This window comes from Pseudomonadota bacterium (assembly GCA_039028935.1).
Classification (GTDB): Bacteria; Pseudomonadota; Gammaproteobacteria; order Steroidobacterales; family SZUA-146; genus SZUA-146.
Map to the genome: position 1 here is coordinate 1 of JBCCHD010000037.1, position 13,990 is coordinate 13,990.

7 protein-coding genes are annotated in these 13,990 nt (G+C 56.0%); 2 read left to right on the forward strand and 5 right to left on the reverse strand.

All coding sequences use genetic code 11. The annotated features are described in order from the left end of the window. Positions 1 to 136: 136 nt before the first annotated feature. Positions 137 to 1,744, reverse strand: coding sequence for an amidohydrolase (locus AAF465_14330; protein MEM7083902.1), 1,608 nt, complete (start codon positions 1,742 to 1,744; stop codon positions 137 to 139). 308 nt (positions 1,745 to 2,052) lie between these two features. On the opposite strand from AAF465_14330, the gene AAF465_14335 reads away from it, so the two are divergent. Next, the gene (locus tag AAF465_14335; protein MEM7083903.1) at positions 2,053 to 3,321 is read left to right on the forward strand and encodes a threonine synthase; all 1,269 of its coding nucleotides are present in this window, start codon (positions 2,053 to 2,055) and stop codon (positions 3,319 to 3,321) included. Between the two features lie 162 nt (positions 3,322 to 3,483). On the opposite strand, the gene AAF465_14340 is transcribed toward AAF465_14335, so the two are convergent. Further along, on the reverse strand, positions 3,484 to 4,173 hold the full coding sequence (locus AAF465_14340; GenBank protein ID MEM7083904.1) for a VPLPA-CTERM sorting domain-containing protein: 690 nt from the start codon (positions 4,171 to 4,173) through the stop codon (positions 3,484 to 3,486). 508 nt (positions 4,174 to 4,681) lie between these two features. Between AAF465_14340 and AAF465_14345 the strand changes: the two genes are divergently transcribed. Next, positions 4,682 to 7,648: an amidohydrolase family protein gene (locus tag AAF465_14345; protein ID MEM7083905.1), complete on the forward strand. Its 2,967-nt coding sequence runs from the start codon at positions 4,682 to 4,684 to the stop codon at positions 7,646 to 7,648. Positions 7,649 to 7,675: 27 nt separating this feature from the next. Here the strand turns inward: AAF465_14345 and AAF465_14350 are convergent, their stop codons facing one another. The 3 genes from AAF465_14350 to AAF465_14360 all read right to left on the reverse strand — a co-directional run bounded on the left by AAF465_14350 (position 7,676) and on the right by AAF465_14360 (position 13,934). Beyond that, entirely contained in the window at positions 7,676 to 9,853 is a 2,178-nt protein-coding gene (locus AAF465_14350) for a patatin-like phospholipase family protein (GenBank protein MEM7083906.1), read from the reverse strand. Next, on the reverse strand, positions 9,853 to 12,132 hold the full coding sequence (locus AAF465_14355; GenBank protein MEM7083907.1) for a di-heme-cytochrome C peroxidase: 2,280 nt from the start codon (positions 12,130 to 12,132) through the stop codon (positions 9,853 to 9,855). The genes AAF465_14350 and AAF465_14355 overlap by 1 nt, the downstream gene beginning before the upstream one ends. A gap of 125 nt (positions 12,133 to 12,257) precedes the next feature. Beyond that, entirely contained in the window at positions 12,258 to 13,934 is a 1,677-nt protein-coding gene (locus AAF465_14360; GenBank protein ID MEM7083908.1) for a di-heme-cytochrome C peroxidase, read from the reverse strand. Positions 13,935 to 13,990 lie beyond the last annotated feature (56 nt).

Here is a 13,990-nt window from a genome sequence, read left to right on the forward strand (position 1 = left end):
GACAGATGGTTGAACGCAACGTGGCCCATGATCCCACCAATGCGATCCATGAACACGGACTGACCGCTGTGAACGGTGAGGTCGCACCACTCGCGCGCGATATCATCGACCATTTGCCGACGAACGAGCAGCGCTCCTATAAAAAGGCGCTATTTGGTACCGATACCGATGAGGAACGTGCAGAGTACGTCGGCAAATGGTCGATGATATCGCGCGCGAGTGGTGCGACCTCACCGTTCACAGCGGTCAGTCCGTGTTCATGGATCGCAATGGTGGGATCATGGGCCACGTTGCGTTCAACCATCTGTCCCAATGTGAACTGCACGTCCTCACCGTCACGACTAATGGCCGGAAAACGCTTCATCGCCGTAAACCGAAACAAGGTGCGCGTGTCTTCGCCATCATTTAACACCCAGCCCAGAAGCAGTTGATTGGCGTGCGTAATTTCATCAAACCCCGCCGCAATCATATCGTCGGCCCGAGCAAACGCCGGCACATGCCCGGCCACCCGCAAGCCAAGTCGATGCGCCTCTTCCACCAATGCGTCCGCCCACTCTGGTTTCATTGAGTTGTAAAATTTAACCTGGTGAAAATCACGCGAGGCACACCACCGGACCATGTCGAGCCCCGCTTGAAGTGAGTCAACCAATTCACCGGTCTGGGCTGAAAACTCGCTTTTTCCTTCGATAAAACACGAACGAGTGATTCGCGGGCCGGCAATTTCACCGCGATTAATGCGTCCAATCAGACCGTCGAGCACATCGTTTTCATTGCCCATATCGCGCACCGAGGTGACGCCCGCCGCAATATTCAACAGCGCATTTTCTTGACCCAAATGACCGTGCATTTCATACATGCCAGCGACGAGCGTGCCGCCGGCTCCGTCCACGATGACTTCCGACGCCGACGCGGGGCTGCGCGCAGGTTGCACACTGGTAATACGATTACCGTAAATCACAACATCTTTCGGTGACGTCAGCCCCAATGTGCTTGGTTCAAACACTCGAACATTGCGAATACGCACAGGGGAATCGAAGGTTTGCGCAACCTTTTTCTGAATCTCAGCAAACCGTTCCGTAGAGAGTTGCACAGCTAGGTCTCGGAGCGCTTGATCGGCAGATTCATAGCCTTTACGAACAATGCTGAAACGGCCACTTGCTGTCGCGAAAAACTCCCTGTCTTGATCGAGCAAAATTAGCGCCGGATTAAGCGACAATCCGAGCAACTCATACGCTGTCACGTTTAAATCGCCCGCCGGCCCACTGAACGACAAATCAGATCGCGTGCGAATCGTGGCTTGACCAGCCGGATACACAGTAACCCGACCATCTGCTGCTGCCAACAACGCGCGGGTTAGGAGCGCCGCGCCGTAAACACTGCCATCTTGATCAACGTAAAAGTGAGGGTCTTTGTCGACCCGAGCGACGCCAGTGCCTGTCGCATCTTGCCACAGCGCAGAGTTGCCCTCGATGCGAAAACTCTCATCCACCTTGCTACCGAAGGTTGTGCGGCCTGTGATATTGCGTTCGATCGGATAGCCGCGTTGATCAAGCGTCATTGTCTCTGCAATAGTGGGACCCCGACCGTTTTGCTTGAAGTCAAAATCGATAGACAGCTGTTCTCCCGCTGTGTCCACGATCATGTGACCAATGTCATCGCCACCAATGAGCACACGGTACTCCAACGTTTGCGCGGCAAGCGGCAGCGCGCATAGCAGTAACACAAGCGAGGTCAGGTATTTCATAACGAATACTCATGGTCAGAAGATCAATTCCCCTGACTATTGCAGTCCTTGTCAGGTTCGAAGTCAAGTCAGACACGAAATCCGGGGATCTCACACCAATGCCGTCACGATCAACCCTTGAAGACCATATGAGCGGGCCGGTTTGTTCGTGCGCGAGGCCGCGCGTTCGACATGATTTGATGAAGTTAGGTCAAATTTGCTAGCGTCGTGTCTGAGGCAGCGATTCGCGTTCGTCTTGGTGGTTATCGAACGCGAACTCCACACCACCACCCATTGGGCGCAAACGCACCCACGCCAGGAGAACCGCAATGCGTTTCGTGCGTCATCTACAAGGTATTGGCTCAGGCGCTGAATACGATGTCGTAGCCCCGATGAATCTCGATCCTCTGGATGGTCGACCGGTGCGTATGACGCTCGATATTGACGCAATCCTAACCGCGTATCCGGATCAGAGCTGGTATCAACCGCAGCGTAAAAACATGTGGCGGTTTGGGGCACTGCTGCCGATAGACTGCAATGATCCTGTCGAACGCGACACCATTATCAGTCTTGGCGAAGGGCATACACCGTTATTGGATGCGTCTCGACTCACGATGACGAAAAACTGGGGCCTACGCCTGTTCATCAAAGACGAAGGCCACCCCCACGACGGTTTTGGTGAGAACCCCACACACAGCTTCAAAGATCGCGGCATGGCGGTTGTCGCATCGATGGCCAAACACTACGGCCTAACCCGACTGGCTGTGCCGACTCAGGGTAATGCCGGTGACTCACTGTGTCACTATGCGCGCCATGCTGGCATGCAGGTTGTTGTCGCGATGCCAAAAGACACACCGCTTCCCATTTTGGGCGCCGTTGCGGCAGCGGCGACCACCGACCCCGCTGTGACGCTCGAATTGGTTGAGGGCACGATCCGAGAAGCGGGTGCGTTACTAAAGGACGAGTACTTACCGCAGGGCTACTTCAACTGCGCCACCTTTCAAGAACCCGGGTGGCGCATCGAAGGAAAAAAGACGCTCGGGCTGGAGATCGCCGAGGCGCTGGCGGGTTACCAAGGGTGGCAACTCCCAGACGCGATTGTTTATCCAACGGGTGGCGGTACCGGCATACTGGGTATGTGGAAAGCGTTTGACGAACTGGAAGCGCTGGGTCTGATTGACTCGCATCGACCGCGCATTTACGCGGTTCAAAGCGAGGTTACCGATCCGGTGGCGCAAGCCATGAAAACCGCCAAATCCGACACAACGCCACAAGACGCTGGCAGCACGTTGGCCGTGGGACTCAATGTACCGGGTGGGGTTGGACATTTTGAAGTACTGAATATTCTTCGCGCGTCAGGGGGCACCGCGCTGACCGTGAGTGAAGCGGAGATCGCAGAGTATGTCAGCGCGATATGGTCAGAAACCGGTTGGTGGATTTGTCCCGAAGGCGCGGCCACACTGGCCGCCATCCCCAAGTTACTCGATCACGGTGAGCTGCGGCAAAACGAAACGGTTGTGGCTGTAAACACCGGGTCGTTTGAAAAGTACTTGCCGGACGTTCGTCACCTAGTAAAAGGCAGGCCCTTATCACAGTAGCGACAGTGGATACTGCGTCACGCGGCAGGACACCCGCATTCCTCATCGCGTTGCATCACGTTGATGGCAGTTGTCGGTGCCTAAGTTAGCTCCACTTTCTCGGCCGCTCAAAAAATAAAAGCCCCGATCGGGGCTTTTATGGCGTTACTGGTCGATAATCAATTAGCGCTTACGCATAAAGCCCAATCCGCCCAGCGCGCTGAGCATCAAAAGGAGCGCACCTGGTACGGGCACCGGCGCATACGTAATGTTGTCGATGGCGCCTGAGCCCCCCATATTGATTTCGATTCGCGACACGCCGTCAATGCCAAAGAACGAGCGCACCCACTGATTGTCTCCCCCGGTGTCAGGGGTGTATAGCAGCAGATCAATGAGGTCGCCATCAATGTCGTAGAGTCGGATTCGATTGTTCTCCGATGGGCCGGACTCGGAGAACTCGACATCGAAAAAGTCAATGCTATCGAGACGCACGGCGGTATCAAATTCGATCACAAACTGGCCGGCCGGACGACTGCCTTCATCATCCGGGGTGGTGCAGCTGAATGCGTCGCAATTATCGTTCTCCTGGATAATGAGCACATTACCCGGTGACAGCATGCCTAAATCGTTGCCCGGTCCAGGCGTGAACGGTCCACCAAGGTCGTAGTCGCCACCGGTCGGGTTCTCGGTATCAAAAACAACAGCCAGGTCGAGTCCGTTATCAAAATTGAACGCGCTGATTGTCGCGCCCAAAATGTTGTACTCGTTGTCAACGATCGTTCCGGCTTGGATATCCTCAAAATCGATTGTGATCGCGAACGACACTGGTGATAACGCAAATGCCGCACCCAATGCGAGAAGGAAATTTTTCATGATTGCACCGATGTATTGATTTTTGTTTGCGCCCGATTCCCCAAGGCACGACTGCCGAAAAGGCTATCAAAGGTGCTTGAGAAAAAGGTGAAGACTGAACGTAATAACGGCGTTTCGTTACATTACTCAACACATCTCACAATAAAAACCAACTTATGACAAATCAAACGGTCGCGACAACATTTCAAATACGTCAGCCGCTCGCTCGATAGTCATCGCGATTACCCGCCACCATCCTCCGCGCCAACTCACCGCACGCTGCGGCAACTACCACATTATGTTCAATGCCGAAACATCGCGTTTTCACATTACGATTTCGGCGCGTGGTACGTTAGGCATCGCACTCGCGCTGTGGACCGTTTTCGGATGACGTCTCTGCCGATCGATTCGTCCTCGGTCCTGCTGCTCACTGATTATCTACGCGCGTCGCGCGGCAATTATTTTGATACGCTTTTTGCGTTTACTGCGCCTTTATATAAGGAACCTCATCACAAGAAGGAAAGGCAGGATGACTCGGGTACTCAACATATTCATCTGTGCACTGCTCACTCACGCAATGCACGCGCAAGCAATTGATTTTGTCTCGAACGACAACGGTATTGAGGAAGCCGAGTTAACACACAAGTGGGCCTACACATCGTCATTGACCAATCCACTGAACAGCGCGCCAAGTCAACCGGCAAGTTCGCGCGTTGCACTGAAAGGTGATGGTGCGGACGCCGATGCCGACGGAATTCCGGATGACGCTGATAACTGCGTGCTGGTGGCGAACGCCGATCAGCGAGACTCCAATGGTGACAATTACGGCAACGCCTGCGACTTCGACTACAACAACGACTGCTCAGTCAATTTCTTGGATTACGCGGCACTCACCAGCGATTTCACTGCCACGGGCGATCTGGATACCGACGCCAACGGGGACGGCGTAGTGAACTTTCTTGATATCGGCCAGTTCCCGTCGTTTTTTATGATGCCACCCGGACCGAGCGGCCTCCAAGGCGATTGCGATTCGCCCCCAGTCGACACGGAGGCGCCGACCGCCAGTTTTTCGCCGTCAACGCTCACGGTGCCATCGGGCATGACCGGCCAGTCCACGTTCACGGCGACTGACAATGTCGGCGTGACAACGGGCCCCAATATCCTGTGTACCAACGGGGGCAGCTTCGATGTGTCGATGAGCACCTTTACCGCCGCCACCGTCACGCTATCGACCCAAAGCGTGTGCACCGCCACGGTCGGTGATGCCGCCGGAAACGAAGGCATGGCGACGCTCACCGTGACGATGACCCCCTCTAACATGGCCGGTGACTGTCCGCGCACACTGCCTGCCGTCTCGACGGGCACGTGTTCCATTACGACGGGCACGGGCAGCGCGGTGCTAATTCAAGGCGACGTGTTTTTCGAGAGCGGACTGCTCACCAATGCCGAGGTGTTAGTTGACGATGGTGACATTGTTTGTGCTGGGTGTGACTGCAGCAGCGAGGCGACTTTTTCAACCGCGACGACGCTGATGTGCACCGATGCCGTAATCTCTCCCGGGCTCATTAATGGACGCGTCAGCGCCAGCTTCAGCCACAACGTGCCGTTCAACAACAGTGAAAAATACTTGCAGCGACACGACTGGCGGCGGGGCCAGCGCGGGTTTAGTCAGCTGCCTTCGGGTTTTGGCGGTGGCTCCGACCAGATCGTGTGGGAGGAGCTGCGCAGCGTCTTGGCCGGTGTGACCAGTGCCGTGACAAGTGGTAACCAGGACGGCATGATTCGTAATCTTGACCGCAACGACGAATTCGCCGGTCGCGACACCACGGATGTCGACACCTTTCCACTCGGTGACAGTAATGGCACACAGCTTATCAATGGGTGCGCCTATCCGGACATCGAAGACGAGACGGCCGCGTTCTCTGCCGTTTGGCGAGTAGCCGAAGGCATCGACGCCACGGCCAGAAACGAATTTCTGTGCTTATCCGGTATTGGCGCTGGCAGCACTGATGTGCTGGAGGCACCGGTGGCAATCGACAGCGGTGCTGGACTGGCCTATGAGGACATTGTGAACACGGTGACGCGCGGCACACGTCTGGTATGGTCACCACGATCCGACACCTCACTGTATGGCAACACGGCGATGGTGCCCGTGTTCAAAGCATCGGGCGCCAAGATCGGATTAGGCACCATTTGGTCTTCGTCAGGCTCAGCAAACATGGCGCGCGAGTTATCGTGCGCGTCGGCTTGGAGCGACCGATGGGGCGGGGTGTTCACCGATGAAGAGCTCGTTAGCCTCGCCACAAAGAACGTGGCGCAGATCGCGGGCTTTGGCGATGTCATCGGTGAAATTGCGGTCGGCAAAGTCGCGGACATCACCATTTGGAGCACGGCAAATCACAGTGATCTTCGTGCCATTATCGATTCTGGGAACGACGATGTCGCCCTCGTGATGCGCGGTGGCCTGCCGCTTTACGGCGACGACAACCTCATCCAAACACTCGTACCCGCGGACAACTGCGAACTAATCGATGTCTGCGGCCAATCGAAACGCATCTGCGCGGAGCGGGAGTTTGGCGAAACGTTCGCTCAGATCACCGCAGACGCGCCAGCAGGCGCCTACCCATTGCTGGCCTGCGGCGCCTGGCCAAATGAACCGTCCTGTCTACCCGCACGCACGACGCCGGATGCGTATACAGGAATTGCGGGTGCCGGCGATGCCGATGGTGATGGGGTCGATGACACCGCGGACAACTGCGTTGGCGTATTTAATCCACCGACGCCACTGGATCCAGGTGTTCAAGCCGACACAGATAGCAACGGACTAGGGGATTTGTGCGACCTGCCCGACCCGGTTGCGCCGATCGGTGGCTTTGACCCACCACCACCACAACTGGTCACTGTCTACGAGGTGAAAACCGATCCGACCTTGACCGGCGAACTCATTACGATGAACGACATGGTTGTGACAGCCGTGGCAAGCAACGGATTCTGGAGTCAGCTCGATTCAAACAGCGCGGAATTTATTGGCGTGGAAAATTCAGGCATCTACAGCTTTACGGCGGAGACACCAACGGTAGCAGTGGGTGATCGCATCACGATTGAACGCGCCAGAGTGAACAACTTCTTTTCGCAAATCCAGCTCAATGATCCCGCCGTAGAGATTGAGCAGAGTGGTTTGTCCATCGTGCCAACCCTACTCGACGCCGTGGCCCTGCAGAGTCTGATTTCCGCTCAGGCAAGCAGCCCATTCGAAGGGGCGTTGGTCACCGTGCAGAATGTCATTGTCACGAACGCCATGCCCCCGGGTGGGCCCGGCGATAGCGGCGCAAACGAGTTTGAGGTGGCATCCGGCTTGCGCGTGGACGACGCGTTGTATTTGATTGATCCACAGCCGCTACTGGGAGAGAGTTTTATTTCAATTACAGGCCCCATCTCATTCAGAAACAATTTCCTGAAACTGCTACCTCGAAATCAAGCTGATGTCATTCGATAATAACCATCACGGGCAGGGATAGGTTCGTTACGCGGTTCCAATCGAACGCGGCGCGTTTTGCTCCGTGTCGGCCATCACTTGACGCATTGGGCTATTCAGCGCCCGGCGCTCGATCGGGCTCGTCGCGGTTTTGTCTCCAACAGATCGCGCGGCGATAGACGCAAACAGCTGTTCAATGCTGCTCGATTCGCCCACCAAGCGGTCCACAATACAGCGACCTAAAGTCTCATACGCGTCGAATTGCGCTTCGTCGAAAAACTGGTTCGCCGTCGATTCATGTGGAAATGCGGCATGCTCCGAAGCATACGCATAGACATTGACCGGTGGATCGTCGCAATGTGACGCCTTGATATAGAGAATCTGGCCGGTCGAGCCATCGGCATATCGAACGGTGCCAATCGCGCAGGGACTGTATCCGCGTTGTACTTGACACTGTTCGACCAAAGTGGATACGTCCATCGAAATCTCCGCGCCAAAGTCAGCTCTTACCCGATCAATGACTTTACCCAGATCAGACAATGTGCACTGAGGATCAGCACCGGCATCACTGGCAATTATGAATTCGCAGCGGCGGCGTACCAGTTCGTAGATACCCAGATTGTCAAACTGACCGCCGTCAGACAAATGCACTTTTCGGCACGACTCGTCGAGGCCGGCAGAAAGGATTTCGCGGCCCACCAATGTGAACCAATCGGCGCCAACAAATGGCAAGGCACCTCGCGCTGGATTGTCAGCCCAATAGCCTAGTCGACAGTTTAGCAGCGACATTAACACGCTAAGGGAGCGAGAACGCACGAGGCAATTATTGGGATCGACTGCCGCGCCCGATACGGTCGCCGCCGCCGACAGACTCAGTCGACCACCAAGGTAATCACTCGTGCGCTTGAATCCGGTTGCATGCCCCCCGCAGTAGAGTGACGACAAAACAAAACTGCCGCCTTCTCGATTGCGGCGCTTCGCGTCTTTCGATGTGCGCGTATTGAGCGTGCAATTAATCAGATGCAACGGTGCGCCACTATACGGCGTCATAGATTGCAGGGCATCTTCCAGCCCCGTGTCTTTAAGTTGACCACTTCTGCTTTGACAGCTCGGTAAGAACGCCCGCGCAATGCGTGCTCGGTAATAACTGTGCATCGACACCCAGTTGGTGTCGCAAAACAAACCGACGACTACGCCGACGGCGAGTGCCGCCCAGTACAAGGGTGAGGACAGCAATCCGGTGTGGGCAACCAAGTGGTATGAAAACAGCGCGCTGCCCGCAAGCACCAGTACCAACGCAACACCGGCGAGTCGACGTCTGGCGGCTGGGCGGTGTTTTCCACGCATTGCACGCCACGCGGCGATCAGGCCGCCAGACAATGGTGCAAGCCATGTCGCATGCTGTATCGACTGGAGGTGTGTGCCTGAGGCGAGCCGTGCCAGCAACCATTCGTCGACCAGTGTCAGAATTGGAATGAGACCCACTGCCCCGACCACAACGCCGAACTTTAACGCGCGACCCATCCAACGTCGAAGGCGTAACACGCGCCCGGCCGTTCGCCATCGCCGCACGCCGCTCACCGCCGCGTAAACCAATACCATTATCGCGTAGCTGGCAAAGCACAATAGCGATGATAGAAGAAATAGTGAATAACCATCGTGGGTGGCGGCACCAGCTGGGAGCGAGGCGTAGCGCTCGAGCGGCCAACTGATCGACAGAACGTCGCGACTCATAATTCCCATGAGCAGCAACATCACCGGTAAGAAAACAAGAAGATTGAGCAGTGTCGACGCCAATATTGAGGCCGCCAGTGTCCAACCACTAAAACCGGTCTCGCTTATCAGGTACTTGCCATGGGCGCGCAGCCAATTGAGTAATGGTGTTTGCTCGCTGCCCACCGGCGTGTCAAAGAGCGGCGCCGTATTGGATTGCGGCGACTGCCGATGATTGAGTAAGCGGGACACACATGCCCCGATATAGCCACCACCGGAGACGGTAGAAAGATAATCCACTCGACATAATAAGCCATGGCGATCGAGGCTATTTAGCAAACCGGCGTTAAAAGTCGCTGACCGAATGCCACCACCGGATAAAGCAAGACCGACGCGCGGTGCGTCGACGGCCTGCTTGAGCGCTTCGCGACGTCGTTGAGTCCACAGCTGCTCGTCGGCCGCAACATCGTCAAACGAATGGGTGTATGAGGCGGGTTGTGTAAGCTTACGCATCAATTTGACCTCGCAACGGTGAGCGTGTCGCGGTCGCCACTTAAGCAATCATGTGGCGTATAGTTCACGTTCGTGGGCGCTGCATCGCGATGCACCTTCAAATACTCAACTAAGCTCCAACGCTCCTTGTCGCTCAACAGCGGTCCAATGACTCCCGGTGGGAGCGGCTGATCATGACGTTCAGCCCATTCGTTGGCTGTTGCTGAAAAGGCATGTCCGGTATTGCGGTTGCCCGCGATCGATGTGTCTAGCCAAAAGCCACCCTCGCCGCGCGCTGATGGCTCAGTGACATAGCCGACATGCACGGGATCAAAATCACGCCGTCCCACAAAAAATCGACGAGTGCGTTGTTCAGGCGGCAGAAGCATTTCATACAGGGACGGCACAGACCCGTTGTGCAAAAACGGTGGCGTGGCCCATACGCCCTCCAAGGGACGTGGTTTATAACCCGCCACCTGTTGCGGTAAATCGATTGTGCCGAAGCCCTCCAAACACGTTTGTTGGGCATAGCTAATGTTGTTATCACGGTAGTATTTTTGTTTGATCATGATGCCAAGAATATTGAGGCCTTCGCCTTCGCTGACCGACGACACATCAATGGCGGCGAGCGAGTCTTCAAGATGCTGTTCTCCAAACTGTATGTGCCACCGTAGCCACTGCTCATGACACGCCTGGTCGCACGACCGTTGCGCGTCGGGCGGGTTCTGTCGCGAGTGCTGTGTTTGAGCGACACTGAGTTCGTCAAGCGCCGAGTCTATGGCCGCAAAACTGCGCCGTGGCAATTCGATGTCGCGCGCTGTATCGGGATTGGGATAATGTTGAAGTACGTCAGACAGTGCACCGACGGCGTGACCGCCCTTCGCACGCAGGTCGATCAGCTCTGACAAGTGATAGCGCATTTCCCTTGACAGATAGCGCACATTCAATGGCCGGAGGGCCGCCGCAACTTCGCGTTGTGTGAGTCCCGTTGGCGTCAGGTCATAGCGTCGCTCCACAAATCCGGTGGCCGCAGCGGGGTCTGTTCCAATATGCTCGACTGGGATGACCTCGATGAGCCATTCCATCGACGCACTCGGCTTACCCGGCGCGTTGGCCTGTTGCCGGGCGGGCGATGCGACATGCGGACCGTGACAGCCTTGGCAGTGCTGCTCAAACAGCGCTTTGCCTGCTTCGGCGTTGTCGGCATCGACGTCACCGAACACCGCTTCGGGCCAGCGAGGGGGTTGCAGTGTTTGCAGGGTATGCTCGATGGTCTGCAGATTCGGAATACTCGTTGACGAGCTAAAACGCTGCTCAGGCGGCAAGGGTCGGCCGTAATCGTCGGTGAGCAATACACGTGCTCCGACGCCCAGTGATTCACCTATATTTCGCGACAGCGGTTGACGCACCGAACCGTTATATTGCACCCAGTCGAATTTCCAAATGTTCCACACATATGGATAGCTCACGGGCGCATCCCCGACTTGGTAGTTGGCCGCCACTAAGTGGTCGCCAAACACGGTGTTCGCAATACGGCTTAGCGCATCGGTACGCCCATACCCCTCTTCGACGGGATATAAGTGGCGCAACGGATTGTTTTGCCCGCTCGACATGAGGCGCTTAATGGTCGCCGATAGATTGCGTTTGAGTTCCGTCTTCCCTTGCGGGTAGCTGTCACCGATCACATTACGGCCGAAGCGATCAAACTTCATCGGGTTGTAGCGTGTGCTGATTAATGAGGCGAGCAATGTGGAGGCAAAACTACCGCGCTCTACACCGGCAAAATCATGCATCGCCTGTCCACCATCGATGCGCACGGCCAAATGTTCGCCATCGCGTTTATAGTGAATTTCGCCGCTGTGACAGGCGGCGCAAGTCAGATCCAACATGTACTCGCCCACGGTTGGCTCAAAATGCCGTGCAAAACCGACGGGCAGTTGGTGTGGGTTAGCCGCTGTCGGCTCAGGGTCAACAAGAAATCGCCATGCTCGCATGTGGTCGGGGTCGGCAAACCGTTTTTTGCCAAGTGGCATTTCCAGATGGACGAACCAATCGTAGCGAAGCGCATCATGGGTAGCGCCTTGTGGCAAGGTCGCGCCTTGCCCGGTGTAGTAATAGGTTTGTCTACCCGGAGAGTCTACCGACTCCGTCCAACCCTGATTTAGATAGACATAGCGATCGACAGGCTCAAGATCGGGTACGGAGTGCGCGGGTAGGCCCACATAGAGCACGAACGCGCCGGTCGCCAGCGCACCGAGCACTAGCACACTTGCGAGTAATCTTCGTATCCACTTGGCCATTTCTGCGTCGAACCCTCGCCTTCGCGTTTGTTCGTTCGAGTGTGGCAAATGGACTCACGCGAAACAGGACGCGCATCACAGACTGGCACCAGGGTTTTCACTGATCGCCAAAAACACGGGTTAAATCACAGGGTTTTCAGGAAATTGAGCAAATCAGTTTTGCTCGGAGGAGGTAATTCGGTCCCGAATACATGTCCAGCGTTGCTGTTTCCAGGCAGTGCTGTATCAAACTGAGCATCGCTCGTAATACCCGTATTCAGACCCACGCGCGTCGCATCGAAATGGTGGCTGATTGGAAAGCGTGTCGGTCGCTCATCGGGCGTCAAGAGTAGATCGGCCAATGTGGGCACCGAGCCGTTGTGCAGATACGGTGCACTAGCCCAAATCCCATCGAGCGAACGCGCCTTGTAGTAATCAGGGTGCTGATCGATTTGATCTTTGTACACCTTGTGATACCCCTGCGCGGCGGCGCGAGCGGCTTTGAGCGGGTGTCGCAACGTCGCGCCGGTGGCGGCATGCACAACAAGATCGATACTTTGCGCGCGTCGTTCAAGTGTCGGCCCGGCAAATACGGCGAGTTTTTGGCCTTCAAATCTGCCACTGGCGGCCGTAGCTTCAAGAAAATTATTAACCATGCGTGCATCGGTTCCCACCACGTCGACCGGCGTCAGCGCGACTTTCACTTTGCGCTTGGGATCGTCGCGGTCAGTGATCGCATGACACGACTCGCAGTGTTGTGCGTAGACCTGTTCTCCCCGTTTGACGCTCTTGGCTTCCGGCTGCTCGAGCAGGTCTTTCGGCCAGCGTGGCGACTTAAGCGCGTAGAGCCACTCCTGAATGCGACCAAGGTTGTCAAAATGCACGCTCGAGGGATACCCCAGTTTCGCGTTGTGGCCTGTGATTTCTAACTCACCAAACACCGCGAGCGCGGTCGTCACGTTTTGAAAAAGTGGTCCGGGACCCGCATTTGGCGCCGACCCATTCCATTGCACTAAATCAAGGTGTGGCGCGCTCCACAACACGGGAAAACTGACCGGGGCATCCGGCACATGACGATTGGCTGGGCTCTCCAGAAACTGCACACCCACCGCGTTAAAAATCTGCCCGAACGCATCGAGTCGCCCGGGGCCATATGGAACCGGTGTTTGGTTCGTCCGTTGGACGTTTCGCATCTTTTGCGCCCTTGCGACTAGGGCGTTGCGCAACGATATCTGTTCTGTCTCAGCAACGTTGAGGGCGTTTGCGAATCGCGCAAACTTATCGTCATCACTCACTGTCGCACTTAGCGCCTTAATCACCGAGTCTTCGAAACGCTGGAAATCAAACAGGCTCTGCCCACCGTCCAGACGCACAGCTTGGGCATCGATCATGACCTGACCCGTGTGACACGCGGCACAGCCAAGACCAACCCAGCGTTTACCGTTGGGGTCGGTATCTTGGGTGAATCCAACGGGTAGGCCATCGGGATTCAGCATGGACGGACCCGCATTGAGCAACCCAAACGCGGCCATATGACGAAGGTCGCGAAACGGCGCGCTTGCATGTGGTTGTTCCAGCGCCAAAAACCACTCATACGGCATCAGCCGCGATCCGAACGTCGTAAACCAAGACTTTTCTTGGATAGACGCGCTCCAACCCTGCTCCAAATTAATTGCGCCCATGCCCTGCGGAACGGGATCGCCGCTCACAACGACCGGATCAGAGCGCGAACACGCCGCGAGGCAAAGCGTCGCAACAAGCATCAGAAGTCGTTGATTTGATTGATTCATTCGGGAAGTGTAGCCTAAGTCACGTGCCGACATAGCGACGCCAATCACATTAAGTGAAATTCGTGTCGGCGGGTTCCAGAATCGATCAG

Bases quoted from the DNA above. Each gene is read 5' to 3' on its own strand.
- AAF465_14330 (MEM7083902.1), bottom strand. From the start codon at position 1,744: ATGAAATACCTGACCTCGCTTGTGTTACTGCTATGCGCGCTGCCGCTT.
- AAF465_14335 (MEM7083903.1), top strand. From the start codon at position 2,053: ATGCGTTTCGTGCGTCATCTACAAGGTATTGGCTCAGGCGCTGAATAC.
- AAF465_14340 (MEM7083904.1), bottom strand. From the start codon at position 4,173: ATGAAAAATTTCCTTCTCGCATTGGGTGCGGCATTTGCGTTATCACCA.
- AAF465_14345 (MEM7083905.1), top strand. From the start codon at position 4,682: ATGACTCGGGTACTCAACATATTCATCTGTGCACTGCTCACTCACGCA.
- AAF465_14350 (MEM7083906.1), bottom strand. From the start codon at position 9,853: ATGCGTAAGCTTACACAACCCGCCTCATACACCCATTCGTTTGACGAT.
- AAF465_14355 (MEM7083907.1), bottom strand. From the start codon at position 12,132: ATGGCCAAGTGGATACGAAGATTACTCGCAAGTGTGCTAGTGCTCGGT.
- AAF465_14360 (MEM7083908.1), bottom strand. From the start codon at position 13,934: ATGTCGGCACGTGACTTAGGCTACACTTCCCGAATGAATCAATCAAAT.